The organism is Actinomycetospora rhizophila (assembly GCF_042657905.1).
GTDB classification, from domain to species: Bacteria; Actinomycetota; Actinomycetes; order Mycobacteriales; family Pseudonocardiaceae; genus Actinomycetospora; species Actinomycetospora rhizophila.
Genome location: NZ_JBHSKG010000009.1, coordinates 46,905 through 73,149 on the forward strand (window position 1 = coordinate 46,905; position 26,245 = coordinate 73,149).

24 protein-coding genes are annotated in these 26,245 nt (G+C 75.0%); 12 read left to right on the forward strand and 12 right to left on the reverse strand.

The window, feature by feature from the left end; all coding sequences use genetic code 11:
* Positions 1-15: 15 nt before the first annotated feature.
* Positions 16-1,668: a P-loop domain-containing protein gene (locus ACFPK1_RS17640; protein WP_378022249.1), complete on the reverse strand. Its 1,653-nt coding sequence runs from the start codon at positions 1,666-1,668 to the stop codon at positions 16-18.
* A gap of 239 nt (positions 1,669-1,907) precedes the next feature.
* Here ACFPK1_RS17640 and ACFPK1_RS17645 point away from each other — a divergent pair, with 239 nt between their 5' ends.
* Genes ACFPK1_RS17645 through ACFPK1_RS17665 form a run of 5 tightly spaced genes read left to right on the forward strand, consistent with a single transcriptional unit; the run spans position 1,908 to position 7,660 of the window.
* Entirely contained in the window at positions 1,908-3,674 is a 1,767-nt protein-coding gene (locus ACFPK1_RS17645; protein ID WP_378022250.1) for a carbamoyltransferase family protein, read from the forward strand.
* A complete protein-coding gene (locus ACFPK1_RS17650) occupies positions 3,671-4,780 on the forward strand; it encodes a GNAT family N-acetyltransferase (protein WP_378022251.1) in 1,110 nt (369 codons plus the stop codon). The genes ACFPK1_RS17645 and ACFPK1_RS17650 overlap by 4 nt, the downstream gene beginning before the upstream one ends.
* A complete protein-coding gene (locus tag ACFPK1_RS17655; protein ID WP_378022252.1) occupies positions 4,777-5,787 on the forward strand; it encodes an LLM class flavin-dependent oxidoreductase in 1,011 nt (336 codons plus the stop codon). The genes ACFPK1_RS17650 and ACFPK1_RS17655 overlap by 4 nt, the downstream gene beginning before the upstream one ends.
* Positions 5,784-7,397 (forward strand): amino acid adenylation domain-containing protein, encoded by a 1,614-nt coding sequence (locus tag ACFPK1_RS17660; RefSeq protein WP_378022253.1) that lies wholly within the window; start codon positions 5,784-5,786, stop codon positions 7,395-7,397. Before ACFPK1_RS17655 ends, ACFPK1_RS17660 begins: the two co-directional genes overlap by 4 nt.
* Positions 7,398-7,399: 2 nt before the next feature.
* Entirely contained in the window at positions 7,400-7,660 is a 261-nt protein-coding gene (locus ACFPK1_RS17665) for an acyl carrier protein (RefSeq protein WP_378022254.1), read from the forward strand.
* Here the strand turns inward: ACFPK1_RS17665 and ald are convergent.
* Positions 7,657-8,754, reverse strand: a complete 1,098-nt coding sequence (gene ald, locus ACFPK1_RS17670; protein WP_378022255.1) for an alanine dehydrogenase — start codon at positions 8,752-8,754, stop codon at positions 7,657-7,659. The two genes, ACFPK1_RS17665 and ald, sit on opposite strands and share 4 nt — an antisense overlap.
* An 89-nt stretch (positions 8,755-8,843) precedes the next feature.
* Between ald and ACFPK1_RS17675 the strand changes: the two genes are divergently transcribed.
* From ACFPK1_RS17675 to ACFPK1_RS17685, 3 genes are read left to right on the forward strand one after another with little or no spacing between them, the layout of a single operon-like run.
* Entirely contained in the window at positions 8,844-9,356 is a 513-nt protein-coding gene (locus ACFPK1_RS17675) for an Lrp/AsnC family transcriptional regulator (protein ID WP_378022256.1), read from the forward strand.
* Positions 9,357-9,366: 10 nt separating this feature from the next.
* The gene (locus ACFPK1_RS17680) at positions 9,367-9,741 is read left to right on the forward strand and encodes a hypothetical protein (protein ID WP_378022257.1); all 375 of its coding nucleotides are present in this window, start codon (positions 9,367-9,369) and stop codon (positions 9,739-9,741) included.
* Positions 9,731-10,120 carry a hypothetical protein gene (locus ACFPK1_RS17685; RefSeq protein ID WP_378022258.1) on the forward strand — a complete coding sequence of 130 codons (390 nt, stop codon included), beginning with the start codon at positions 9,731-9,733 and terminating at the stop codon, positions 10,118-10,120. The genes ACFPK1_RS17680 and ACFPK1_RS17685 overlap by 11 nt, the downstream gene beginning before the upstream one ends.
* A 13-nt stretch (positions 10,121-10,133) precedes the next feature.
* Here ACFPK1_RS17685 and ACFPK1_RS17690 read toward each other — a convergent pair whose 3' ends face one another.
* Positions 10,134-10,916, reverse strand: a complete 783-nt coding sequence (locus ACFPK1_RS17690) for an alpha/beta fold hydrolase (protein WP_378022259.1) — start codon at positions 10,914-10,916, stop codon at positions 10,134-10,136.
* A gap of 46 nt (positions 10,917-10,962) precedes the next feature.
* Between ACFPK1_RS17690 and ACFPK1_RS17695 the strand changes: the two genes are divergently transcribed.
* On the forward strand, positions 10,963-11,409 hold the full coding sequence (locus ACFPK1_RS17695) for a MarR family winged helix-turn-helix transcriptional regulator (protein ID WP_378022260.1): 447 nt from the start codon (positions 10,963-10,965) through the stop codon (positions 11,407-11,409).
* 45 nt (positions 11,410-11,454) lie between these two features.
* Here ACFPK1_RS17695 and ACFPK1_RS17700 read toward each other — a convergent pair whose 3' ends face one another.
* Entirely contained in the window at positions 11,455-12,255 is an 801-nt protein-coding gene (locus ACFPK1_RS17700; protein ID WP_378022261.1) for a siderophore-interacting protein, read from the reverse strand.
* Between the two features lie 35 nt (positions 12,256-12,290).
* The gene (locus ACFPK1_RS17705; RefSeq protein WP_378022408.1) at positions 12,291-12,848 is read right to left on the reverse strand and encodes a dihydrofolate reductase family protein; all 558 of its coding nucleotides are present in this window, start codon (positions 12,846-12,848) and stop codon (positions 12,291-12,293) included.
* Between the two features lie 67 nt (positions 12,849-12,915).
* Between ACFPK1_RS17705 and ACFPK1_RS17710 the strand changes: the two genes are divergently transcribed.
* Together ACFPK1_RS17710 and ACFPK1_RS17715 are read left to right on the forward strand one after the other, a co-directional pair.
* The gene (locus ACFPK1_RS17710) at positions 12,916-14,292 is read left to right on the forward strand and encodes an FAD-binding oxidoreductase (RefSeq protein WP_378022262.1); all 1,377 of its coding nucleotides are present in this window, start codon (positions 12,916-12,918) and stop codon (positions 14,290-14,292) included.
* An 18-nt stretch (positions 14,293-14,310) separates the two neighbouring features.
* Positions 14,311-15,918 carry a flavin-containing monooxygenase gene (locus tag ACFPK1_RS17715; RefSeq protein WP_378022263.1) on the forward strand — a complete coding sequence of 536 codons (1,608 nt, stop codon included), beginning with the start codon at positions 14,311-14,313 and terminating at the stop codon, positions 15,916-15,918.
* A gap of 61 nt (positions 15,919-15,979) precedes the next feature.
* Here ACFPK1_RS17715 and ACFPK1_RS17720 read toward each other — a convergent pair whose 3' ends face one another.
* From ACFPK1_RS17720 to ACFPK1_RS17750, 7 genes are all read right to left on the reverse strand, one after another.
* Positions 15,980-16,603 carry a nucleoside/nucleotide kinase family protein gene (locus tag ACFPK1_RS17720; protein ID WP_378022264.1) on the reverse strand — a complete coding sequence of 208 codons (624 nt, stop codon included), beginning with the start codon at positions 16,601-16,603 and terminating at the stop codon, positions 15,980-15,982.
* Between the two features lie 15 nt (positions 16,604-16,618).
* A complete protein-coding gene (locus ACFPK1_RS17725; RefSeq protein ID WP_378022265.1) occupies positions 16,619-17,953 on the reverse strand; it encodes an MFS transporter in 1,335 nt (444 codons plus the stop codon).
* A gap of 79 nt (positions 17,954-18,032) precedes the next feature.
* Positions 18,033-18,587 (reverse strand): hypothetical protein, encoded by a 555-nt coding sequence (locus ACFPK1_RS17730; protein ID WP_378022266.1) that lies wholly within the window; start codon positions 18,585-18,587, stop codon positions 18,033-18,035.
* A gap of 11 nt (positions 18,588-18,598) precedes the next feature.
* Entirely contained in the window at positions 18,599-19,150 is a 552-nt protein-coding gene (locus ACFPK1_RS17735) for a hypothetical protein (protein WP_378022267.1), read from the reverse strand.
* A 111-nt stretch (positions 19,151-19,261) separates the two neighbouring features.
* Entirely contained in the window at positions 19,262-20,914 is a 1,653-nt protein-coding gene (locus ACFPK1_RS17740; protein ID WP_378022268.1) for an acyl--CoA ligase family protein, read from the reverse strand.
* A gap of 15 nt (positions 20,915-20,929) precedes the next feature.
* The gene (locus tag ACFPK1_RS17745; protein WP_378022269.1) at positions 20,930-21,361 is read right to left on the reverse strand and encodes a rhodanese-like domain-containing protein; all 432 of its coding nucleotides are present in this window, start codon (positions 21,359-21,361) and stop codon (positions 20,930-20,932) included.
* A complete protein-coding gene (locus tag ACFPK1_RS17750) occupies positions 21,358-21,966 on the reverse strand; it encodes a cysteine dioxygenase (protein ID WP_378022270.1) in 609 nt (202 codons plus the stop codon). Before ACFPK1_RS17750 ends, ACFPK1_RS17745 begins: the two co-directional genes overlap by 4 nt.
* Before the next feature lie 448 nt (positions 21,967-22,414).
* On the opposite strand from ACFPK1_RS17750, the gene ACFPK1_RS17755 reads away from it, so the two are divergent.
* Positions 22,415-26,143 (forward strand): ABC transporter ATP-binding protein, encoded by a 3,729-nt coding sequence (locus ACFPK1_RS17755; protein WP_378022409.1) that lies wholly within the window; start codon positions 22,415-22,417, stop codon positions 26,141-26,143.
* The last annotated feature ends 102 nt before the right edge of the window (positions 26,144-26,245 follow it).

A 26,245-nucleotide genomic window follows, 5' to 3' on the forward strand; every position in this document is an offset into this window, starting at 1 on the left:
GACGACCCATACCATTCACGTGCGCCGGAGGCGCATCGACCGCAGCCGGTTGAGGGCGGCGGCGACCTCGTGGCGGCGGGGGCGGGCGAGGTCCTCGCTGCGCCCGTCGAGCAGGGCGTGCAGCCCCCGGCGGTCGAGCTCGGCGTCGAGCAGGTCCAGGCCCTCGGCGAGCGTGATCGTGCCGTCGAGGACGCCGTCCCCGAGCAGCGCCAGCGCCCGCCCGATGCCCGCGACCTGCGAGCGGTCGGTGATCTGCTCGACGGCGGACAGGTCGATGTCGTCCTCGCCGAACGTCAGGGTGTCGCGCCCCCGGGCGGTCACCCGGCGCTTGCCCTTCGCCGTCGGGTCCAGCGAGCGCGGGTCGACGACGCGCGGCGTGACCGCCGGGAAACCGGTGTGCTCCACGGCCCGCGACGTCCCGGCCGCCGCGATCTCGTGGGCGCGCGCCGTCACATCCGACGCCCGGTACGCGTCCATCATGATCACCGTGTCGGCGACGCCGAGGTAGTCGCCCGACCCGCCCATCACCAGCACCGTCGACACCCCGTGCTCGGCGTGCAGCGGGCGGACGCGCTCCACGAACGGCACCAGCGGCTCGGTCGCGATCAGCTGCTGCATCCGGGCGTCGCGGATCATCATGTTGGTCGCCGAGGTGTCCTCGTCGATGAGCAGCACGTCCGCGCCCGCCTCCACCGCCTCGACCGTCGACGCCGCCTGGCTCGTGGACCCCGAGGCGTTGGTGGTCGAGAAGTCGTCGGTCGGCTCGCCGGAGGGCAGGTGCGCGACGAAGGCGGAGACGTCGTCGTGGATCACCGCGCGCCCGTCCTCGGCGCGCAGCTTCACCGCGTCGGGCCGGGTGACGACTTGCTCGCGCCCGTCGCCCGGCACGTGGTCGTAGACCCCGGCCTCCAGCGCGCGCAGCAGTGTCGACTTGCCGTGATACCCGCCGCCGACGATCAGCGTGACGCCCTCGGGCACCCCGAGGCCGCCGACCTCCCCGGCGTTCGGCGCCGTGAGCGTCACCCGCAGCTCCGGCGGCCCGCCGAACGGCGTCGCGCCCTCCAGCGGCCGGTCGTCGACCCCGCTGCGCCGCGGCAGCACGGCCCCGTCGGCGACGAACGCGACCAGCCCCCGGTCGGCCAGCGCGGCCCGCAGCGCGACGGCGTCCTCGACGGTCTCGACGAACGTCCGGGCCGCGTCGACGTCCGCCGCGCAGATCGCCTCGCGCGCCGCGGCCGGCAGCGTCTCCCCCAGCAGCGTGGCGGCCTCGCGCCCCAGGATCCGCCGCTTCGGCCCCGGGAACGGGACGCCGACCTCGACCACCACGACGCCGTCCTCGCGCACCGTGCCGGCGGTGCGGTCGAGCACCTCGGGACCCCCGGCGTCGACGTGCACCGGCGTGCCCCGCAGGGTCCGGCGCAGCCCGCGCAGCAGGAACGCGGCGAGCGCGCGGCGGCGGTCGGCGGTCGCGACCAGGTCGCCGGGCAGCCCGGCGTCGTCCACCGTGAGCCGCACCCGGCTCGGCGGCGCGAACGGGTCGGCCTGGACGCGCAGCACCTCGAGCTGGAGCCCGGACACGGACCAGGACCCCGACAGCGACTTGTAGCGCCCGTAGCTCGCGCCGTCGAGCGAGCGCAGGGACGCGGCGAGATCGGACCGGTCAGCCATGGTCGGGATGGTGCCCGGCGGACGTGGTGCTCACTCCCGGGGACGCGGCGGGAACTCCGGGTGACCCCCGCGCGTCTTCCGTCACAGAGGACCGGAGAGAATTGTCCGGTTCCTGCCGCTCCGGCCCCGGAGCGGGACAGACGACCTTTTCACGGGAGGCCCCCCACGCCCAGGGGCGACAGCGCCGGGGCGATAGTGGAACCGCTCACAACGTCGTGTCCTATCCCCAGAGGAGCGCCGTGATCGTTCTCGGCCTGTCCGGTCTGCCGCACGCGCAGGAGCACCTGCGAGCCTCGGACCCCGGCATCGACCCGCTCGACGAGCGGATCTGCCAGGGGCTCGACAGCGCGGCCGCGCTGATCGTCGACGGCCGCCTCGTCGCGGCCGCCTCGGAGGAGCGCTTCACCGGCGAGAAGGGCACCGGGGCCCTGCCCGTGCACGCGATCGCCTCCTGCCTCGCCGAGGCCGGTGTGACGCCCGACGACGTCGACCTCATCGCCCACGGCTTCGACTACGAGCGCCACCGCCGCGCGTTCGAGATCGCCGGCGCCCCGTTCGACGAGGTCTACGCGAGCGCCACGGTGATCGACGGCCTCACCGACCTCGGCTGGACGCGCGTCACCGAGCGCTTCCGCCCGGTGCGCCACCACGTCGCGCACGCCGAGTCCGCGCTCGCCCCGAGCGGCTTCGACCGGGCGCTCGTCGTGGTCAGCGACGGCATGGGCGAGGCGGAGTCGCTGTCGGTGTTCCGCGCCGCGGGCGACGACCTCGAGCTGCTGCACACCGTCCCGATCGCCGCCTCGCTGGGCATCCTCTACTCGATCGCGACCCGGTTCCTCGGGTTCCAGTTCAACAACGACGAGTACAAGGTCATGGGGCTCGCCCCGTACGGCGACCCCGAGCGCTTCCGCCCGGTCTTCGAGAAGCTCGCCCGCGCCGACACGCAGCGCGGCACGGTGGTCGTCGACTGGCCCGCGGGCAGCCTCGACGAGCCCGCGCGGGGCTACCCGCACGCCCGGGCCTTCCTCGCCGAGGCGGCCTTCACCCCGCAGGCCCCCGACGGCGACATCCACCGCGACGAGGCGGACTTCGCCGCCGCGCTGCAGGAGCGGCTCACCACCGTGCTCGTCGAGCTCGTCGGGCACTGGCTGGAGCGCACCGGCGAGCGCCACCTCGCCCTGGCCGGCGGCACGTTCCTCAACTGCAAGGCCAACCAGTCGATCGCCGACCTGCCGGGCCTCGACGGGGTGTTCGTCCAGCCCGCCTCCGGCGACGACGGCTCCGCCCCGGGCGCGGCGTGGCACGTCGCGCGCACCGAGGGCGGCGGCCTCGCGCCCGTCACCGGGCCGTTCGACCCCTACCTCGGCCCCGCCTACACCGCCGACGACGTGCGCGCCGCGCTCGAGGCCCGCCCCGAGCTGACCGCGACGTGGGTCGGCGAGACCGACGAGTACTACGCCCGCGCCGCCGACGACATCGCCGCCGACCGGATCGTCGCCTGGTTCTCCGGGCGCATGGAGTTCGGGCCCCGCGCGCTGGGCCACCGCTCGATCCTCGCCCGCCCCGACGGCGACCGGATCAAGGAGCGGATCAACGGCGCGGTGAAGTTCCGCGAGGCGTTCCGGCCGTTCGCGCCCGCGGTGCTCGACGAGGACGTCGACCGGCTCTTCGTCACCCGCGGCTTCGAGCCCGACCGGTACATGCTCTCCACGGCGCAGGTCCGGCCCGAGGCGCGCGCCGTCGTCGAGGGGATCGTCCACGCCGACGACTCGGCGCGCATCCAGACCGTGCGCGACGACCTCGCGCCCGGCTTCGCCCGCCTGCTGCGCGAGGTGAAGGCGCGCACCGGCTCGGGCGTCGTCGTCAACACCTCCTTCAACGTCAAGGGACAGCCACTGATCATGGCGCCGGGCACGGCGCTCGACACGTTCGCCGGGATCGCTCTCGACCGCCTCTACATCGAGGGGTACGTCGTGGAGCCGCGGGCGCACACGAAGGACGCATGACCGGAATCCGACCCCTGCTGCGGGAGGACCTGCCCGCGGTCGCCTCGCTCTACGAGCAGCTCGCCCGCTCCGGGCGGGACACGCCCCCGGCGCCACTGGCCGGGTACCTGGCGCGCACGACCCTGGACGCCGTCTGGGCCGACCCGGAGATCCCGCCGCTGGTCGCCGAGGCGTCCGACGGCCGGGTGATCGGGTTCCTGGGCTCCTACCCGCGACGCATGCGCCTCGACGGGCGGGTGCTGCGGGTGGGCTGTTCGGGGCACCTCGTGGCGGACCCCTCGACGCCGGGGATCGGCGCCCTGCTGACGCGCGCCTACCTGCGCGGGCCGCAGGACCTCACGATCACCGACGGGGCCACCGACCTCATGCGCCGCATGTGGCGCCAGCTGCGCGGGCGCGTGCGCACGGCCCCGTCGTTCGCCTGGTACCGCGTGCTGCGCCCGACCTCGGCGGTCGCCGCGCACCTCGGTGACCGGGGCCGGTCGATCCCGGGCCCGCTGCGCACCGCGGGCGGCGGGGTCGACGCGCTGGTCCGGCGGATCCCGCGGGTCGGGGCGCGCCCGGCCGCGGCGCCCGACCCGGAGCTCACCGGCGAGCCGCTGACCGTCGAGGCGCTGGTCGAGCAGATGGCCGAGGCCCCGCGGCACTGGCGCCTGCACCCGGACTACGACGCCGAGTACCTGCGGGCGCTGTTCACCGAGCTCGACACGGTGGCCCCGGCGCGCGGCAAGGTGGTCCGCACGCTGGTGCGCGGGCGCGGCGGCAAGGTGGTCGGCTGGTACGTCGCGTTCGCGCCGGCCGGCGGGATCGTGCAGGTCCAGCAGCTCGCGAGCACCACGCCCGACCCGGGCCCGGTGCTCGACCACCTCCTCGCCGACGCCGACGCGCGCGGCGCGGCCGCCGTGTCCGGGCGCCTCGAGCCCTCGCTCGCCGAGGCGGTGCGCGAGCGCCGCTGCCTGGTCCGCCCGGCGGCCTGGGCGCTGGTCGACGCGCAGGACCCGGGCGTGCTCGCGGCCCTCGACGCCGACGACACGCTGCTCACCCGACTCGACGGCGAGTGGTGGATGGGCCACCACGTGCTCTGGACCCAGGGAGTGCCCGCATGACCGCTCTGACGGTCTACTCGACCTGCCCGCAGTCCAAGGACGTCGCGGCGGCGGACTACCTCGACGCGGTCGCGGCGACCGCCCGCTGGAGCGAGGAGGCCGGCTGCGCGGGCATGCTCGTCTACACCGACAACGGGATCGCCGACCCGTGGCTGGTGGCCCAGACCGCGATCACGGCGACGACGCGCCTCGCGCCGCTGGTGGCCGTGCAGCCGGTGTACATGCACCCGTACACGGTCGCGTCGATGGTGTCCTCGCTGGCGTACCTGCACGGGCGCGCGGTGCACCTCAACATGCTCGCCGGGGGCTTCAAGAACGACCTCGTCGCGCTGGGCGACCGCACCGAGCACGACGACCGGTACGCCCGCACCGTCGAGTACACGCAGATCCTCACCGCGCTGCTGCGCGGCGAGACCGTCACCCACCAGGGCCGCTGGCACCAGGTGGAGAACCTGCGCCTCGCCCCGGCGATGCCCGCGGAGCTCATGCCCGAGGTGCTCATCTCGGGCTCCTCGCCCGCCGGCCGGGCGGCCGCCGCGGAGATCGGCGCGACCCCGATCCGCTACCCGGAGCCGTTGGGTGAGGCGCCCGACGGCCCCACCGGCGGCGGCGTGCGGATGGGGATCATCGCCCGCGACGACGCCGACGAGGCGTGGCGCGTGGCCCACGAGCGCTTCCCCGCCGACCGCACCGGGCAGGTCGCGCACGCGATGGCGATGCGGGTCTCCGACTCGCACTGGCACCACCAGCTGGCGGCGGCCGCGACGGCGCCGGCCGCGCCGGCCGACCTCGACGCCGAGCCGGAGCCCTACTGGCTCGGGCCGTTCGAGAACTACCAGTCGTTCTGCCCCTACCTGGTCGGCTCGCACGACCGGGTGGCGGCGGAGGTCGCCCGCTACCTCGAGCGCGGCACCGACGTCTTCGTGCTGGACATCCCGCCCGCGGCCGAGGACCTCGGCCACGCCGGCGAGGTGTTCGCCCGCGCGGGAGCGGCGGCGCGCGCATGAGCCGCATCGACGGATCGAGCTCCGCAGGCCCCGCCTCCCGGCACCTCCAGGACCTCCTGTCGGTCTCGGCGCAGCGCCACGCCGACCGGCCCGCCCTCGTCGGCAGCGACGTGACGATGACCTACGCGGAGCTGGACGGGGCGGTCAACCGGGTCGCGCACGTGCTGCTGGAGCACGGCCTCACCCCGGGCGCGCGCGTGTGCGTGCTCGCCGAGAAGGCCCCGTGGACGATCGCCGCGCTGATCGGGACGCTGCGCGCCGGCGGGGCATACGTCCCCGTCGACCCGGCCGGCCCGGCGTCGCGGGTGGCGCGGATCGTCGGCGCCGCCGAGCCCGAGATCGTCCTGGTCGACGCCGCGTCGCGCGCGCTGCTCGACGAGGTGCTCGCCGAGCTGCCCGGCCCGCTGCCGCTCGTCGGGGCCATCGACGTCCAGGAGGGGCTCGCGTTCACCCGCGACGACCTGCTCACCGCGGCCACGGCCGACCCGGGCGTCGCGCCGACCGACCTCGCCCACCTGCTGTTCACGTCCGGCTCCACCGGGGTGCCGAAGGGCGTGATGATCACCCACGACACGGTGCTCGCGTTCGTCGACTGGGGGCTGCGCCACTTCGGCACCCGCCCCGGCGACCGGGTGTCCGGGCACCCGCCGCTGCACTTCGACCTGTCGACCTTCGACATCTACGCGACGCTCGCGGCGGGCGCCGAGCTGCACCTCGTCCCGGCCTCGCTGGGCGTCGACCCGCGGGCCACGGCGGCCTTCATCCGCGACCGGGCGCTGACGCAGTGGTTCTCGGTGCCCAGCGTGCTGACCTACCTGGCGCGCTTCGACGTCGTCGCCCAGGACGACTTCCCCGCGCTCGAGCGGCTGCTGTGGTGCGGGGAGGTGCTGCCCACGCCGGTCCTCGCGCACTGGATGCGCCGGCTGCCGCACGTGCGGTTCACCAACCTCTACGGGCCGACCGAGGCGACGATCGCGTCGAGCTTCTACGACGTCCCGGAGGTCCCCGCCGACGAGACCGTCCCGGTGCCGATCGGGCGGGCGTGCGACGGCGAGGAGCTGCGCGTGCTCGACGACGCGATGGCCCCGGTCGCGGTCGGCGAGGTCGGCGACCTCTGGATCGGCGGGGCGGGCCTGTCGCCGGGCTACTGGCGCGACCCGGAGAAGACGGTCGCCGCGTTCGTGCCCGACCCGGCCACCGGCGAGCGGCTCTACCGCACCGGCGACCTCGCCCGGACCGACGACGCCGGGGTCGTGCACTTCCTGGGCCGCGCGGACTCGCAGGTCAAGAGCCGCGGCTACCGCATCGAGCTGGGCGAGATCGAGGCCGCGCTGGCCACGGTGCCCGGCATCCGCGAGGTCGCGGTGGTCGGCGTCGAGACCGGCGGCTTCGAGGGCACGACGATCTGCTGCGCGTACTCGGTGGCCGAGGGCCACGTGCTCCCGGCCACGGACGTGCGACGCCGGCTCACCGAGCTGGTACCGAGGTACATGGTGCCGGCGCGCTGGGCGGAGCTCGACGACCTGCCCCACAACGTGAACGGCAAGATCGATCGCCCGGCGCTGCGGGAGCGGTTCGCTCCCGCGGAGGCCACGACAGGAGGACGCTGAGCATGCCCGACGCCACCACCGGGCCCCTCACCGAGCAGCTGACCGATCTGGTCCGCGACCGGCTCGGCGTCGAGGTCCCCTCCCCCGACACCGACCTCGTCGCCGAGGGCCTGCTCGACTCGCTCGCGCTGGTGACGCTGATCGTCGGGCTGGAGGACACCTTCGGCTGCCAGCTGCCGCTCGACGACTTCGACATCGACCGCTTCCGCAGCGTCGACGCGATGGCCGCGTTCCTCGCCGAGGTCGGGGTGACCGCCGACTAGAGGGCGGCGACGGGCAGGTCGTGCGCCTCGCCCACGGCGGCGCTGTGGAGCTCGCCGGCGTGGGTCGCGAGGCCGTCGGCGAGCCCGGCGTCGGCGGCCACCGCGTCGCGCCAGCCGCGGTCGGCCAGGGCGAGGGTGAACGGCAGGGTGGCGTGCGTCAGCGCGTGGGTGGAGGTGTTCGGCACCGCGCCGGGCATGTTGGCCACGCAGTAGAAGAGCGTGTCGTGCACACCGAACGTCGGGTCGGAGTGCGTCGTCGGGTGCGACGAGGCGAAGCAGCCACCCTGGTCGATGGCGATGTCGACGAGCACCGCGCCCGGCTTCATGCGCGCGACGAGCGCGTCGGGCACCAGCGTCGGGGCCTTCGCGCCGGGCACGAGGACGGCGCCGACGACGAGGTCGGCGTCGAGGACGGCGCGCTCGAGGTTGTCGACGCTCGAGTACATCGTCTGCACGCGGCCGGCGTAGCGGGCGTCGAGGGCGCGCAGGGTGTCGAGGTCGGTGTCGAGCACCGTGACGCGGGCGTGCATGCCGACCGCCATCTGCACCGCGGCGGCCCCGGAGACGCCGCCGCCGATGACGACGACGTGGCCCGCGGGCGCGCCGGGGACGCCGGCGAGCAGCAGGCCGCGGCCCCCGTGGGAGCGCAGGAGGTGGTGGGCGCCGACCTGCGGGGCGAGCCGGCCCGCGACCTCGCTCATCGGGGCGAGCAGCGGCAGCGCGCCGCCCCGGGTGACGGTCTCGTAGGCGATCGCGGTGGTGCCGGCGTCGAGCAGGGCCTGCGTGCACGCGCGGGAGGCGGCGAGGTGGAGGTAGGTGAAGAGCGTCAGGTCGTCGCGGAGGCGGTGGTACTCGGCCGCGACCGGCTCCTTGACCTTGACGACCATGTCGGCGTCGCCCCACACGTCGTCGGCGTCGGCGAGGAGGTGGGCGCCGGCCTCCTTGTACTCCTCGTCGCCGAACGCGGACCCGAGGCCCGCGCCCTGCTCGACGGTCACGTCGTGGCCGTGGGCGACGAGCTCGCGCACGCCGCCGGGCGTCAGAGCCACCCGGAACTCGTTGTCCTTGACCTCGGCGGGCACCGCGACCTTCATCGTCTCTCCGTCCGTTGACGTCGCCTCCAGCGTGAAGTTCCTGCGCTGTGATCGGTACTTCTGTGCAGATGATTCTGTAGATTGGCGTCGTGCGGGAAGGATCGGACGACCTGCCGCGTCTGGCGGCGCCGCCGCCGAACGATCTGCGGGGGCCCGACGAGGTCGACCGCGCGCTGCTCGCCCACCTCGTCGCCGACGCCCGGATCACCAACCAGGCGCTGGCGGCGGCCGTGGGCATCGCGCCGTCGACGTGCCTGGCGCGCGTGCGCTCGCTGCGCGAGCGCGGGGTCATCCGCGGCTACCACGCCGACGTCGACCCGGCCGCCGTCGGGCTGCCCCTGCAGGCGATGATCTCGGTGCGGCTGCAGAGCGACGCGCGCGACCGCCTCGGCGAGTTCACCGGGCTGGTGCGCCGGCTGCCCGAGGTGCGCGACGTGTACTTCGTCGCCGGCGAGGACGACTACCTCCTGCACGTCGCGACCGCCGGCACGGGCGCGCTGCGCGACCTCGTCGCCCGGCTCAACGCCCACCGCGACGTGGCGGGCACCGTCACCAGCCTGATCTTCGACCACCTCCGGCCGGTCACCGGTCCCGGCTCGTAGGCTGCGGTCCGTGATCGTCGGCCTGACCTTCGTGGTCCTCGCGCTCGCCCTCGCGTGGGCGCTGTGGTGCGTGGTCTCCGCCGCCGTGGGCCAGGCGCCGACCTTCGGCCACCGCGTCGGGCTGCTGGTGCTCGAGGGCGTCGCGCTGGTCGTCGCGCTCGTGATCGTCGTCGGTCTGGTGGTCGAGGGCGGGCGCACCACCGGGGCCGTCGTCGAGATCGTCGGCTACCTGGTCGCGATGCTGGCGGTGCTGCCGATCGGGGCGGCGCTGGCCCACGGCGAGCGGACCCGGTACGGCTCGGTGGTGCTGGCCGTCGCGGGCGTCACGACCGCGGTGCTGGCGCTGCGCACCGGCCAGGTGTGGGCGGTGACCGGTGCCCGCTGAGCGTCGCCTCGCGGCCGGTCCGGGGCGCGTGCTGCTCGTGGTCTACGTCGTCTTCGCGATCTCGGCGGGGGCCCGTGCGCTGTACCAGATCGCGGTGCAGTTCGAGCGCGCGCCGGAGGCCTACCTGCTCTCGGCGTTCGCGGCGGCCGTGTACCTCGTGGCCGCCGTCGCCCTGGGCCGCGGCGCGCGGCGGGTGGCGCTCGTGGCGGTGGTCATCGAACTGGTGGGCGTGCTCGGGATCGGGACGCTGTCGCTGCTGCGCCCGCAGGACTTCCCCGACCCGACGGTGTGGTCGGACTTCGGCATCGGCTACGGCTTCGTCCCCGTCGTCCTGCCGATCCTGGGCCTGCTGTGGCTCCGCCGCACCTCCCGTACGTGAGCACTTTCCGGGCCTATGACCCCGGAAAGTGCTCACGGAGGAAGGCCTGCAGGGCGCCGGTGACGATCTCGGGGCGTTCGAGGTTGGGGTAGTGCCCGGCGCCGGCGACCTCGACGACGCGCCCGCCGGCGGCCTGCGCGACCTCGCGGGCCATGCGCTGGTGGTCGGGGCTGTCGAGCAGGCCGGTGATGGCGAGGACGGGGACCTGCAGCGTCGGCAGACGTGCCTCGACGTCGGCGACGGGCACCGGGAGGACGGGCGCGCCGTCGGGGACGTGGTGGTCGAGCGTGCCGTCGGTCATCCGCGCGACGTGGGCGAGCACCGCGGGGTCGACGTCGGCGAACGGGCGTCCCGGCCCGAAGCCCAGCTCGAGAAAGATCGCGGTCCAGCGCTCGCGGTCCCGGTCGCGCCCGGCCTGCGCCCAGCGGGCGAGGAGGTCGAGGGTGGCGGGGTCGCGGAACTTCGCCCCGCTCGCGCCCGCGCCACTGACCACGAGGCGCGCCACCAGCTCCGGCGCCTCGATGGCGAGGTCCACGGCGACGGAGGCCCCGAGCGAGACCCCGGCGACGGTCACGGGGTCGAGGCGCAGGTCGCGGACGAGGGCGGCGACGTCGTCGACGTGGCGGAAGGGGGCGGTCGGCGTCGGGGAGGCGCCGTGGCCGCGCAGGTCGGGGGCGACGACGCGGTGAGTGCGCGCCAGCGCGGCGATCTGGGGCTCCCAGAGCCGGTGGTCCAGCGCGCCGCCGTGCAGGAGGAGGACGGGCGGGCCGCTGCCCTGGTCGATGTGAGCCAGCATGACACCCAAAGTGTCATGTTCGGGCCAGCATGACAACATGGGTGTCATGAGTGACCCGGGAGTGCGCCTCGCCGCCGTGTTCGACGTCCTCGGCCCGCTCTACCGCCGCGGCGTGCGGGCCGTCGAGCAGGAGGGCGGCATGCCGGTCGGCGTGCGCGCGGTGCTCGACGCCCTGGCGGGCTGCGGGGCGACGACGGTGCCCGCACTCGGGCGCACGCTGGCGCTCTCCCGGCAGTTCGTGCAGCGCTCGGTCGACGACGCCGCCGGGCGCGGGTGGGTGCGCACGCGCGAGAACCCGGCGCACCGCCGCTCGGTGCTCGTGGAGCTCACCGACTCCGGCCAGCGGGTCCTGGCCGACGTGCGCGACGGCGAGCGGCGGGAGCTGGCCGCGCTGGAGCACGACCTCGGCGCCGACCTCGACCCCGCCGACCTCGACGCCTGCCTGCGCGTCCTGCGCGCCCTGTCCACCCGCCTGACCGACCACCCCACGTGAGCGGACTTCGGGGCTATAGCCCCGAAGTTCGCTCACATACGCCGGTCAGCCCAGGCCGGTGCCCTCGACGCCGCGGCGCCAGTAGCCGTCGAGGTCGACCGCCGCGGTGGGCAGGAGCGCGCGCAGGCGCCGGCGCACCGGGCGCAGCGCGCCGGCCTCGGCACCCATCCACGCGAACCCCTCCCCCGGCGGCGGCGTGAACGCGGCGACGGCCTCCTCCAGCAGGGTCGTCGTGCCCGGCGCGGCGCCGTCGCGGTGGCGCCAGTCGACGGTGACGTGGGGCGGGACGTCGCCGAGGTAGGCCTCCTCGGCCGCGTCGGCGACCTCCGCGACCACGTGCACGGGCACCGTCGGCAGCTGGTCGATCCAGCGCGCCAGGGCCGGGAGCGCCGTCTCGTCGCCGCCGAGCAGGTACCAGTCGCGGGACTCGACGGCGAGGCTCGAGCGCGGCCCGTGCAGCCACAGCGCATCCCGCGGGTCCTCCGCCCACGTGCCGGCGCGCCCGCCCCCGTGGCGCACGAGGTCGATCTCGACGACGCCGGCGGCCGGGTCGTGGCGGCGCAGCGTGTACTCGCGGTAGGGCCGCGGGAGGCCCGCCGGCGGCACGACGAGCCCGCGCGCGTTCAGCTCGGGCTCCGGCGGCTCCTCGCCCGGCGCGGCGGGGAAGAAGACCTTCGCGTGGTCGGTGGGCCCGGCGACGGGCAGGTCGTGCAGGTCGCCCGCGAGGCGCACCCGGCGCATCCGCGGCGTCAGGTCCCGGACCTCGACGACCTCCACCCGCCGCGGACGCGTCGCCTCCGGGGTGTGCTCGACGTGCGAGACGATCGGGGCGTCGCGGACCACCATGCCCCGAGGCTAGCGAGCGCGCCCCCGCGGGCGGCTCAGTGCCGGACCCGGTAGCGCAGGTGCAGCGCGCCGCTGCTGAAGCGGCGCTCGCCGACCAGCTCCAGGTCCAGGCGCAGGCCGTCGGGCAGGAACGGCGTGCCGCCGCCGACCACGACGGGCACGACCACCGGCGCGATCTCGTCGACCAGGCCCGCCGCCAGCGCGGCGGAGGCCAGACCGGGGCCGTCGACGGTGACGTCGCCGTGCTCCGTGAGCGCCCGCACGGCGTCGGCGTCGAGCTCGCGCTCGATGCGGGTGCGGGCGCTGGCGACCTCGTCGAGGGTCGTCGAGTAGACGATCTTGTCGGCCGCCTGCCAGGTGCGGGCGAACTCCGCCATCTCCGGCGGCTCGTCCGGCAGGGTGTGGGCGGTCTCCCAGAAGACCATCGTCTCGTACATGCGCCGCCCGTAGAGGAAGGTGCCGACGCCGCGGGTGGCCTCCTCCAGGGCGCGGTGCAGCTCCATGTCCTCGGTGATCCCCCAGCCGAAGTCGCCGTCCGCGTCGGCCGTGTAGCCGTCGAGGGTGGTCATCATCGAGTAGATCAGCTGCCCCATCGCCCGCTCCATCCGGTTGCATTCTGCAAGTGGTTCACAGCGTAGCGGTTCGTGCTAGACCTCGGGGATGTTCGACGACCTCATCGCGGCGGTCGGCGCCGAGCACGTCTGCACGGGCGACGACCCGGCCGTCGCGGACCTGTGCGCCGACGAGGCCCTCGGCGTCCCGGCCGGCAAGCCGGCGTACGTGGTGTGGCCCGCGGACCGCGACGAGGTGGCCGCCGTGGTGCGCGCCGCCCGCGCCGCGGGGGCGTCGCTGACCGCGCGCGGGGCCGGTACGGGGCTCTCCGGCGCCGCGACCCCCGACGACGGCGCGGTGCTCGTGTCGTTCGCGCGCATGGACCGGATCCTCGAGATCGACCCGGCCGACGCGGTCGCGGTCGTGCAGCCGGGGGTCTCGCTGGCCGACCTCGACGCCGCCGCCGGCGAGCACGGCCTGACCTATCCCGTGCACCCCGGCGAGACGACCGCGTCGGTGGGCGGCACGGTCGCGACCAACGCCGGCGGCATGCGCGCGGTGCGCTACGGCGTCACCCGCTCGCACGTGCTCGGGCTGGAGGCGGTGCTCGCCGACGGGTCGGTGGTGCTCACCGGCGGGAAGCTCGTGAAGATCTCGTCGGGCTACGACGTCACCCAGCTGCTCGTGGGCTCGGAGGGCACGCTCGCCCTGGTCACCGAGGTGATCGTGCGCCTGCACCCGCGCCTGCCCGCGCGGCGCACGGTGCTCGCGCCGTTCCCGAACGCGGAGGCGGTCACCTCCGCGGTGAGCGCGGTCGTCGCCTCCGGGCTCGGGCCGACGATCTGCGAGTACCTCGACGGCCCGACGATGCGCGCGGTCTGCGCGGCCGCCGACCTCTCGCTCGGCCTGCCCGAGGACCTCGTCGACGCCGACCACCTGCTCGTCGAGCTCGCCGGGCGGCGCCAGGAGCGGGTCGACAAGGACGCCGAGGAGCTCGCGGAGCTGCTCGCCCGGCAGGGCGCCGCCGACGTCTTCGACCTCCCGACGGGGTCGGTGCGCCGGCTGGTCGAGGCGCGGGAGAAGACGTTCTGGGCGATCAAGGCCGCGGGCGCCGACGAGATCGTCGACCTGGTGGTGCCCCGGTCGGCGATGGCGACGTTCCTGGCCCGGGCCCGCGCGGCCGGCGACGCGCACGGCTCGCGGGTGCTCGGGTGCGGGCACGCGGGCGACGGCAACGTGCACCTCGCGGTCTTCCAGCCCGACCCCGACCGCCTCGCCCGGACCCTGCACGACGTCTTCGCCGCCGGGACCGCGCTGGGCGGGGCGGTGTCGGGCGAGCACGGGGTCGGGCGCGCCAAGGCCCACCACCTCGAGGAGTTCGGCGACCCGGGCGCGCTCGACGTCGTCCGGCGCGTGCGGGCGGCGCTCGACCCCGAGGGCACGCTGAACCCCGGCTGCGCGGTGCGGTTGTCCGGCGGACGGTGACAACGGACACTCGTGAGCGTGGGCAACGATCTCGACGTCGTCGTCATCGGGGCCGGGTTCGCCGGGCTCTACATGATCCACCGCCTGCGCGGGCTGGGGATCGCCGTGCACGGGCTCGAGGCGGCCGACGGCGTCGGCGGCACCTGGTTCTGGAACCGGTACCCGGGCGCGCGGTGCGACTCCGAGAGCTACTACTACTGCTACGCCTTCTCCCGCGAGCTCGAGCAGGAGTGGGACTGGTCGGAGCGCTACCCGGGCCAGGCGGAGATCCTCTCCTACCTCGAGCACGTGGCCGACCGGTTCGACCTGCGGCGGTCGATCTCGTTCTCGACGACGGTGGTGTCCGCGTCGTGGGACGGCGACCGCTGGGTGGTCGACACCGAGGACGGCGCGCGGTGGACGTGCCGGTGGCTGGTGACCGCGGTCGGCTGCCTCTCGTCGGCGAACGTCCCCGACATCCCGGGCCTGGCGTCGTTCGCCGGGACGTGGCACCACACCGGGCAGTGGCCGCACGAGGGTGTCGACGTCGCGGGCCGGCGGGTCGGCGTGGTGGGCACCGGCTCCACCGGGATCCAGGCGATCCCCGTGCTCGCCGAGGCGGCCGGGCACCTCACCGTCTTCCAGCGCACCGCGAACTTCAGCATCCCCGCCCGCAACGCCCCGCTCTCCCCCGAGGAGGCCGCCGGCTACAAGGCCGACTACGCGGCGATCCGCGAGGTCCAGCAGGCCTCCACCAACGGGCACCCGTTCGTCGTCAGCGACGTCGACACGCTCGCCCTGCCCGACGACGAGCGCCGCGCCCTGTTCGAGCGCGCCTGGGAGCGCGGCGGGCTGCGCTTCCGCGCGGCGGTGCGCGACGTGCTCGCCGACCCGGCGGTCAACGAGCAGGCCTCGGAGTTCATCCGGTCGAAGATCCGGTCGACGGTGACGGACCCGGACGTCGCCGAGGCGCTGACCCCGCGCGACCACCCCTTCGCCACCAAGCGCCCGCCGATCGACACCGACTACTTCGAGACCTACAACCGGCCGGACGTCTCCCTCGTCGACGTGCGCGCCGACCCGATCGCGGAGATCACACCGGGCGGGGTGCGGCTGGCGTCGGGCGCCGAGCACCCGCTCGACGTCCTCGTGTTCGCCACCGGCTTCGACGCCCTGTCCGGGCCGTTGCTGCGGCTGGGCCTGCGGGGCCGCGACGGGCTCGCCCTCGCCGACGCCTGGGCCGAGGGCGCGGCGACCTACCTGGGGCTCGGCGTCGCCGGCTTCCCGAACCTGTTCACGATCACCGGCCCGGGCAGCCCCTCGGTGCTGACCAACATGCCGACCTCGATCGAGCAGCACGTCGACTGGATCGCCGACGTCGTCGCGCACCTGCGGGCCCACGACCTCGACGCCGAGCCGACCCCTGAGGCGCAGGCCCGGTGGGCCGACCACGTGCGCGAGGCCGCCGACGCGACGCTGCTGCCGCAGGCGGCGAGCTCCTGGTACCTCGGCGCGAACGTGCCGGGCAAGCCGCGCGTGTTCCTGCCCTACGCCGGCGGGTTCGCCCGCTACCGCGGGATGTGCGACGCGGAGGCACAGGCCGGCTACCCGGGGTTCGCGCTGCGGGCGCGGCGCCAGGTGGCGTGATCGTGGCGGCTTTCCTGACGTTCAACGTCAGCGTGGCCGCCACGCTGAGACACCCCGTGCCTCAGGCGGTCTGGAGGGCCGGGCGGTCGGGGTGGTCGGCGCGGACGACGAGGTCGGCGACGCGCACCGGGTCGACCTCGTCGGCGTAGCGCGCGTAGGCCGGCAGCGTCCAGGCCTCGTCGGCGGGGGTGCGGCGGGCGAGCACGGTCTCGGACAGGGCGAGGTGCACGGCGAGCTCGGCCGGCAGCCCGCGGCCCAGCAGCAGCGGGCCGTCGACGACCACCACGCCGGAGGGGGGCAGCGCGACGCGCTCGGCGCGCGCCGCCCGGTCGACGGCCACGTCCCAGAGCCGGGGCAGCACCTGCCCGCTGCCGCCGGGCCCGAGCGGGGCGAGCACCTCGCGCACCAGCGCGCCCCCGTCGAGCCAGTCGTCGTAGAACGAGTCCGGGTCGGTGCGCCCCCGCTCGAGGCGCACCGACGCCGGGCGCAGGAAGTCCCACGCCGACACCCGCACCACCGGCCGCGAGCGCACCCGCAGCGGGTCGACGAGCGCGTCGGCGAGCACCTCCGGGCGGGCCGGCGGCGCCCCGTCGACCAGCACCCGGACGTGCCCCGGCCCGGCGCGCTCGACCGCCGCGACGATCTCGTCGGCGAGCGCGGAGGGGGTGAGCGGGCGGATCGGCATCCACCCCAGGATGCGTCAGGTCCGGGCGGCCCCGCTGACCGTGCTGTGGTCCTCCTCGGACGCGTAGTCCGCCTCGTCGGCCTCCGGCGGCCGTGGGTGCATCATCAGCAACGCGATCATCGACACCACGGCGCAGATGATGATGTAGATCGAGATCCACGTGGTCGACCCCGTCCCGGCCAGGATCGCGGTGGCGATCAGCGGCGCCGGGCCGCCCGCGGTGATCGAGGCGAGCTGGTAGCCGAGGCCCGCGCCCGTGTACCGGATGCCGGTGCCGAAGCTCTCGGAGATCAGCGCCGCCTGCGGGCCGTACATCATGTCGTGGAAGATCAGGCCGAGGATGATCCCCAGCAGGATCAGGCCGCCCGTCCTCGTGTTGAGCAGCGCGAAGTACGGGAAGGCGTAGAGCCCGGTGAGCACCACGCCGATGCCGTACACGAGTCGGCGCCCCAGCCCGTCGGACAGCCACCCGAAGAACGGCACGCTGATGATGCCGAGGCACGCGGCGAGGATGAGGTAGAGCAGCAGGTCGCTGCGTTCCAGGTCGAGCTGCTGGGTGCCGTAGGCGAGCACGAACGACGTGAAGATGTAGAACGGCGCCTGCTCGGCGGTGCGCACGAACATCGCCTTGAGCACGTCGCGCCACTGGGTGCGCAACGTCTCGGCCAGCGGCAGCTTGGCGACCTTGCCCGACGTCTTGACCTGCGCGAACGCCGGCGACTCGAGCACGGTCAGGCGCACCCACAGCCCGATCCCGATGAGCACGACGCTCGCGAGGAACGGCACGCGCCAGCCCCACTCGAGGAACTCGGGGCCGGAGAACTGCCACACGACGTAGGTGCCGAGCGCGAGCCCGATCGGCACGCCGGCCTGCGGCCACGCGGCCATCAGCCCGCGCTGCTTGCGGTGGCCCCACTCCATCGACATGAGCACCGAGCCGCCCCACTCGCCGCCGACCCCGATGCCCTGCAGCACACGCAGCAGCGTCAGCAGGATCGGGGCGAGCACGCCGATCGAGGCGTAGGTGGGCAGACAGCCGATGAGCACCGTGGCCCCGCCCATGAGCAGCAACGTCGCGACCAGGCTGTACTTGCGCCCGATGCGGTCGCCGTAGTGCCCGAAGATCGCCGCACCGATCGGGCGGGCGGCGAAGCCCACGAACTGCGTGGAGAACGCCAGCAGGACCCCGCCGGCCTCGGAGTCGGCGAAGAACAGCGGCCCGAAGACGAGCGCCGCGGCGGTGTTGTAGAGGAAGAAGTCGTACCACTCGATGGTCGTGCCGACGGTGCTCGCGACGACGGCCCGGCGCTTGAGCGACCGGCGGTCCGCTCCGGCGGGAAGTGTGGTCATGGTGAAGTATGGTCATCGCCACTCACACAGGGCAAGAGTACCAACGCGGGGAGTGACTGCACCGATCGGCGCAACCCGGTCAGATCACCGAGAAGCGGTCCGTCAGCGCCTCGCCGTCACTCCGAGAGATGACGCAGCTGACCTCCCGGCCACCGCGCGTGGCCCCCGCCGAGCCCGGGTCGGCGAACGCCGCGCGGCTGGGCACGACGGCGGTCATGCGCAGGTCGTCGCGGTCGACGCCGCCCGAGGAGGGGACGAGCAGGTCGGAGTCGACGTACATCGCGCAGTAGGCCCGCCCGAAGTCCGCGAGCGCCGCCTCCCCCGGGTAGGACACCGCGCGGCCCTCGCCGATCGGCGCGGTGCTCGCGACGACCTCGACGTCGTGGGGCGTGCCGCACTGCGCGTCGGCCTCCGCCCCGAACCCGCCGCCGCTCGCCAGCTGCCCGCGGGCGCACTGGCCCTCGAACAGGGTGTACTGCTCGAGGTCGCCGCCGGCCCCGAAGGTCAGGACGTCCGGGGCGGCGGTGAACGGCCGCCAGCCGCCCATCAGCGCGCCGGCCAGGAGCACCACGAGGACGGCGCCCGCGATCCCGGCGGCGAGCACGACCCGTCGCGGCACGGTCGGGCGCGCCATCCTCACAGTCCTCAGTTCTCCTGCTCCACGCGCAGGGCCTGCTCCTCCGCGGTGCCCGGCTCGTTGTCGACCGCCGCGACCTCGCCGACGGTGTCGTCGGCGGGCAGGCCCGTCGGCTCGACGCCGCCGGCCGCCGAGGAGGCACCCAGCTCGATCTCGCGGGCCTCCTCGGCCAGGCCCTCGGCCCCGGTGGCGCCGGTGGCGCCCTCGGTGTCCAGCACGACCGCGCCGCCCACGCCGTCGACGGCGTTCTCCGGGTCGTCGACCGACTCGTCCAGGTCGTCGATCGGCGTCGCCGCCAGAGGCCGGTCCGGCGGCTGCTCGGCCGTGGCCTCGGGCTCCTCCTGCGGCAGGCGGCGGTCGATGCTGGGCGACTCGCGCTCCCACTCCTGGGTGCCGCCGAGCCGCACGTCCCGGCTGTAGCCCTCGGCGGTGTCCATGCCGTCCTCGAGCGGATCGGCGTCCAGGCGGTCCTCGTCCAGGATCACCGACGGCTCGGTGTCCAGGCTCGTCATGTCGTTGTCCAGGACGGCCTCGCCCCGTTCGACGGACTCCTCGCTCACGCGCCCTCGCTCCTCCTCGCGACCAGCGGCGGACAGTCTCCGCCGTCCCGCTGCCCTTCCCCTCACCGGGGCCGGTCATGCCCCCGCGGGGCGTCGCGCGCGCCGAGAGGCTCAGCCGCGGATGCGGGTGGTCGCGTCGCCCCACTCCTTGGCCCGGAGCTCGAACTTCTGGATCTTTCCGGTGGACGTCTTGGGCAGCTCGTCGACGATCTCGACGTCGCGCGGCGCCTTGTACCGCGCGATCTGGCCCTTGACGTGGTCGATCACCGCCTCCGGCTCCACCGACTGCCCCTGGCGCAGCACGACGAACGCCTTCGGCCGCTCGCCCCACTGCTCGTCGGGCACGCCGACCACCGCCGCCTCGAGCACCGCGGGGTGCGAGAGCACGGCCTGCTCGACCTCGACGGTGGAGATGTTCTCGCCGCCGGAGATGACGACGTCCTTCGCGCGGTCGCGCAGCTCGACGTAGCCGTCGGGGTGCATCACGCCCAGGTCGCCCGAGTGGTACCAGCCGCCGGCGAACGCCTTGGCCGTCGCGTCGGGGTCGCGGAAGTAGCCGGACATGACGTTGTTGCCGCGCATGACGATCTCGCCCATCGTCGTCGCGTCGGCGGGGACGTCGACGAGCTCGACGGTCGACCAGTCGGTGACGTCGTCGGACAGGGGCTCCACCACCCGCAGCGGCTCGCACTGGAGCATCCCGACGCCCTGGCGGGCCTGCAGCTTCGCCCGCGCGTGCTCCTCGAGCCCGCGCCAGTCCTCCTGCCACTGGCACACCGAGTACGGGCCGTAGGTCTCGGTGAGCCCGTAGACGTGCACGATCCGGAAGCCCATCTTCTCCATCTCGAGGATGGTGGTGGGGCTCGGCGGCGCGCCGGCGGTGGTGACGACCAGCGCGTAGTCCAGGGTCCGCGCCTGCGGCGCGTTCATGATCGTCGTGACGACGGTCGGGGCGCCGTTGAGGTGGGTGACGCGGTGCTCGCCGATGAGGTTCCAGATCGCGTCGCCGCGCACCTCGCGCAGGCAGACGTGGGTGCCGCCGATCGCCGTGATCGCCCACGGGGTGCACCAGCCGTTGCAGTGGAACATCGGCAGCGTCCACAGGTAGACCGTCGACGGGTCGTGGTACGAGTGCACGATCTCGCCGAAGGAGTTCAGGTAGGCGCCGCGGTGGTGGTACTGGACGCCCTTGGGACGCCCGGTGGTGCCCGACGTGTAGTTGATGCTGATCGTGGAGCGCTCGTCGGCGACGTCCCAGGCCAGGTCCTCCCCCTGGTCACCGCGGGCCAGCAGGTCGTCCCACGTCGGGCCGTCCACCGTGGCGCCGGCGTCGGGGCCCTGCGGGTCGACCAGGGTGACGATCTCGCGCACGGTCTCCAGCGAGTCCGCGACCGGCTCGACGGTGGGGCGCAGGACGGAGTCGACGATCAGCACGCTCGCCTGCGAGTGGTCGAGGATGTAGCGGACCTCCTCGCCCGACAGCCGGGTGTTCACCGCGACGAGCACCGCCCCGGCCAGCGGGACGCCGAAGTGCGCGACGAGCATGGCCGGCACGTTCGGCAGCAGGCACGCCACGCGGTCGCCCGGCGCGATCCCGCTCGCGCGCAGCGCGCGGGCCAGGCGCTGGGCCTGCTCGGCGAACTGCGCGTACGTCGTGCGCTGCTCGCCGTGCACGATCGCCGTCTTGTCCGGGTAGACGTCCGCGGAGCGGCGCAGGAACGACAGCGGCGTCAGCGGGGTGATCCAGGTCTCGGGCGCGTCCACGCACCGGATCATCGCTCAGTCGCCGTGTGACGGGCCAGGGCCCTTCGCGTAGTCGGGCCGTTCGTCGGACCCCGGCCCCGTCGCCAGGCCCTCGGCCGCCCAGGCGCGGAACCCGCCGACGACGTCGGTGGCCCGGTGCAGGCCGAGGTCCTGCAGGGCCGCCGCCGCGAGCGAGGACGTGTAGCCCTCGGAGCACAGCACGATCCACTGCTGGTCGTGGTCGGTGACCTCGGCGACGCGGGCGTCGGAGGACGGGTCGAGGCGCCACTCGAGGTGGTTGCGCTCGATCACGAGGGCGCCCGGCACCGTGCCCTCGTCGAGGCGCTGCCAGCCGGGCCGGATGTCCACCAGCCGCGCGCCGTCCGCGACCGCGGCGGCGGCCTCGGTGGGCGCGAGGCGCCGCAGCCGGGACCGGGCGTCGGCGAGGAGGTCGTCGATGGTGCTCACTCGGGAGACCGTCCCGGCTCGATCAGCTCCGAGCGCGTGCGGCGCAGCACGCCCGCCCCGACGCCGTAGTACGACATGGCCGACAGCGGCGGCGAGTAGGCGTGCACGCTGACCGCGGTCGCCGCGGCGCGGTTGGACACGTCGTGGACGTGGCCCAGGCCGAAGGCGACCGAGCGGCCGGGGTCCAGGGCGCGGCGGCGCAGCCCGGGGCCGCGGGCGGGCAGCTCCTCGGCGGGGCAGAGGCCGTCGTCGTCGCTGCCGGCGGTCCAGCGCCACTCGGTCAGCGACCCGCGCACCACGGTCAGCGCGCCGATCGAGCCGCCGTGGTCGTGCAGCTCGGCGGCCTGGTCGGTGGCCCAGGAGATCAGCCAGACGTCGAGGTGCTGGTCGGCGTGCAGGCGCCGCGACCAGCGGTGGACGGGGTCGACCTCGACGGGGTGGCGGCCGGCGTCCACCTCGGCGGCCACCTCACGGGTGAGCGTGAGCAGGTCGGCGAGGCTCGCCGGGGTCGGGCCGTCCTGCCAGCGCCGCAGGTCCGGGCGCCGCGAGCGGGGGCGGGTGAAGGTGGGGCCGGGGTGCGCGGGGTGGTCGACCAGGGCGGTCACGGAACTCGTCCTCCGGGAGAGCGGGCGTCCGCGCACGCGCGCCGGCGGCCGTCGACGGCCGGTCTCTCGGGGGGGGCGGTGCGCTGCGCGGGCGAGGGACGTCGCGGCCGGATGGCGGCGACACGTCTCGTCAGGCCCGGCAACACCGCTGGTCGAACAGGTGCGCACGACGGCTCTCCCACAGGGGGCCGAGGAGGAAGTGCTGCACGCGGTCATTGGACCACGACACCGGGGGTACGTCACGTCCGGGTCGCCGCGCACGGCGGGGTGTCGGTGGGCGGTCCTAATCTGGAGGGGTTCGCCTCACCACCACCACATCCCGGAGGGCACCACGGAGCGCACGTCTGCGTCGGCCGACAGAACGCGCAGCGCAGCGGAGCCGGACGATCGACTCCGCACGCGAGGTTGGGTCCGGCGTCTCGCCCGCGACTGCTGGCGCCACCCGGCGCTGTCGGTCGCCGCCCTCACCGCCTCCGTGTTCGGGGTCAGCCTCGAGGCCGTCGGTCCCCTGCTCATCGGCACGGCGGTCGACCGCGCGGTCGCCGGCTCCACCGACGGGCTCGGATGGCTGGTCGGCGCGATGGTCGCCATCGCGGTGGTCCGCTTCGGCGCGGCCTTCCTGCGCCGCTACCTCGGCGGGCGGCTCTCGCTGGGGGTGCAGCACGACCTGCGGCGCCGCGTCTTCGGCTCGGTCTCGCGCCTCGACGGCCCCAAGCAGGACGCGCTGCGCACCGGCCAGGTCGTCTCGCGCGCCAACTCCGACCTCCAGCAGGTGCAGGGCCTGCTCGGCATGGTGCCGCTGGTGGCGGGCACGGTCGGGCAGCTCGTCGTGTCCGTCGCGATCATGCTGTTCCTGTCGCCGCTGCTCACGGCGGTCTCGCTCGTGGTGCTGCCGCTGGGCGTGGTGTTCACCGCGCGCCTGCGCCGCCGGCTCTTCCCCGCGACGTGGTCGGCCCAGCAGCGCGCCGCCGAGGTCGCCCAGCACGTCGAGGAGACGGTCACCGGTGTCCGGGTCGTCAAGGGCTTCGGCCAGGAGCGGCGCGAGGTCGGCCGGCTGCGCGAGGCGGCGCGGCGGCTCTACGCCGAGCGCCTGCGCGCGGCGGCGCTCAACGCCCGCCTGACGCCGACGCTCACCGCGCTGCCCACGATCGGGCAGCTCGTGGTGTTCGCGCTCGGCGGCGTGCTGGCGGTCAACGGGTCGATCACGATCGGCGTGTTCATCGCGTTCACCTCCTACATCGCCGCCCTGGTCGGCCCGGCGCGGCTGGTCGCCGGCCTCGTCGTCACCGGCCAGCTCGCCCGCGCCGGCGTCGAGCGCGTCTACGAGCTCATCGACTCCCAGCCCGAGATCGTCGACGCGCCCACCGCCCGGGCGGTGCCCGACGGCCCGCTGGGCGTCCAGCTCGACGACGTGCGCTTCGGCTACGCGCGCAGCGAGCCCGTGCTCGACGGGGTCTCGCTGGACATCGCGCCGGGCGAGACGGTCGCGCTCGTCGGCACCGCGGGCTCGGGCAAGTCGACGGTGGCGCTGCTCGCGCCCCGCTTCTACGACGTGCAGGGCGGGGCGCTGCGCATCGGCCCGGCGGGCGACCTCGTCGACGTGCGCGACCTGCGGCTCGACTCCCTGCGCCACGCGGTCGGCGTGGTGTTCGAGGAGGCGTTCCTCTTCTCCGACACCGTGCGCGCCAACATCGCCTACGGCTGCCCGGACGCCACCGAGGAGCAGATCCGCGCGGCCGCCGTCGCCGCGCAGGCCGACGCGTTCATCACCGCGCTGCCCGACGGCTACGACACCCGGGTCGGCGAGCGCGGGCTCACCCTCTCCGGCGGCCAGCGCCAGCGCGTGGCCCTGGCCCGCGCCCTGCTCTACGACCCCCGCGTGCTCGTCCTCGACGACGCGACGTCGGCGGTGGACGCCACCACCGAGGCCGCCATCGGCGAGACGCTGCGCACGGTCACCGCGCAGCGCACCACCGTCGTCATCGCCCACCGGCGCTCCACGCTCGCGCTCGCCGACCGCATCGCCGTGCTCGACGGCGGCCGGGTCGTCGACGTCGGCACCCGCCAGGAGCTGGAGGGCCGGTGCCGGCTCTTCCGCGAGCTGCTGGCGGGCCCGCCGGAACGGATCGACGAGACCGGGTGCGTCGACGAGCCCGGACGCGTGCCCGACGAGGAGCCGGGTCCCGCCACGCCCGCGCTCACCCACTCGCTGTGGCCCGACGACCCCGCGCCCGACCGGCCCGTGCCCGCCCCGCGGCCCGCCGCCGTCGCCGCCGGGTCCGAGGCGCTGGCCGGCGGGATCGACGGCGGGGCCTCGCCGGAGATCCGCGCGCAGCTCGACCGCCTGCCGCCGGCCACCGAGGAGCCGGACCTGCACGGCGAGGACCCGACGGCGCCGGACCCCGCGTTCCGCCTGGGCAAGCTGCTGCGCCCGGTGCGCTGGGCGCTGCTGCTCGCGGTCGTGCTGCTCGGCCTCGACGCGGCGGCCACCGTCGCGTTCCCCTCGCTCGCGCGCCTCGCGGTCGACGGCGGCATCCAGGCGCGCTCGCTGGACGTGCTGTGGCTCGCCGTCGGGCTGGGCGTGCTCGTCGTGGCGCTCGACTGGTTCGTGGTCGCCGCGCAGACCGTGCTCACCGCTCGCATCGGCGAGGGCCGGCTCTTCCTGCTGCGCACCCGCAGCTTCGCCCACCTGCAGCGCCTCGGCCTCGACTTCTACGAGCGCGAGCTCGGCGGCCGGATCATGACGCGGATGACCACGGACGTCGACGCGCTCTCGACGTTCCTGCAGACCGGGCTCGCGCAGGCGTTCGTCGCGCTCCTGACGATCATCGGCGTGGCCGTCGCGCTGCTCGTCACCGACGTCGAGCTGGCGCTGGTGGCGCTCGCGGTGATGCCCGTGCTGATCGTGGCCACGGTGATCTTCCGGCGGCTGTCGTCGGCGGCCTACAACGAGGCGCGCGAGCGCGTCAGCGTGGTCAACGCCGACCTGCAGGAGAACGTGGCGGGGCTGCGGGTCGCGCAGGCCCACACCCACGAGGAGCTCTCGGCGGCCACGTTCGCCGACAACAGCGACGCCTACCGCCGGGCGCGGCTGCGCGCCCAGCGCCTCATCGCGACGTACTTCCCGTTCGCGGCGATGCTCTCGGACCTCGCGCAGGCCGCGGTGCTCGGCGTGGGCGCCGCGCGCGTGGCCACCGGCGGCCTCTCCCCCGGCATCCTCGCCGCGTTCCTGCTCTACCTCGCGATGTTCTTCGGGCCCGTGCAGCAGCTCTCGCAGGTGTTCGACGGCTACCAGCAGGCCCGCGTCGGCCTCACGCGCATCGGCGAGCTGCTGCGCACGCCGACCTCGGTGCCCACCCCGGAGCACCCGGTGGTGGTCGGCGACCTGCGCGGCGAGGTCGAGCTGCGCGACGTCGGCTTCTCCTACGCCGGCGCCGACACCCCCGCGCTCTCCGACTTCTCGCTGCACGTGCCGGCGGGGCAGACGGTCGCGCTGGTCGGGGCGACCGGCGCGGGCAAGTCGACGGTGGTCAAGCTCGTCGCCCGGTTCTACGACGCCTCCTCGGGCAGCGTGCTCATCGACGGCGTCGACGTCCGTGAGCACGACCTGACGACGCTGCACCAGCGCCTGGGTGTCGTGCCGCAGGAGGCGCACCTGTTCGTCGGCGACGTCGCTACCAACATCGCCTACGGCGACCCCACGGCCACCCCCGCCCGCATCGAGGCGGCCGCCCGCGACGTCGGGGCGCTCGAGATGATCGCCTCGCTGCCCGGGGGCTTCCGCCAGCCCGTCGGCGAGCGGGGCGGCGGGCTCTCGGCCGGGCAGCGCCAGCTCGTCGCCCTCGCCCGCGCCGAGCTCGTCGACCCGCGGCTGCTGCTGCTCGACGAGGCCACCGCCGCGCTCGACCCGGCCACCGAGGGCGCGGTGCTGGCGGCGGGCGAGCGTCTCGCGGCGCCGCGCACGACGTTCGTCGTCGCCCACCGGCTCGCCACGGCCGCGCGCGCCGACCACATCGTGGTCATCGACGCCGGCCGGATCCTCGAGGAGGGCACGCACGCCGAGCTCCTCGCCCGCGACGGCGCCTACGCGCGGCTCTGGCGCGCCGGGGCCGGCACGGTCGACGACGCGGTGGGCGAGGGCGGGCTCGCCGACGACGACCTCGCGCGCGCCGGCTGACGGGATCCGCACCCGGGCGCATACGTCCGTGCGGGGCAAGCGGTTCGATCACGTGTCGTATTCGCACGGTTCCGAACCGCTCGGGGTCCGGCGCACGGAAGG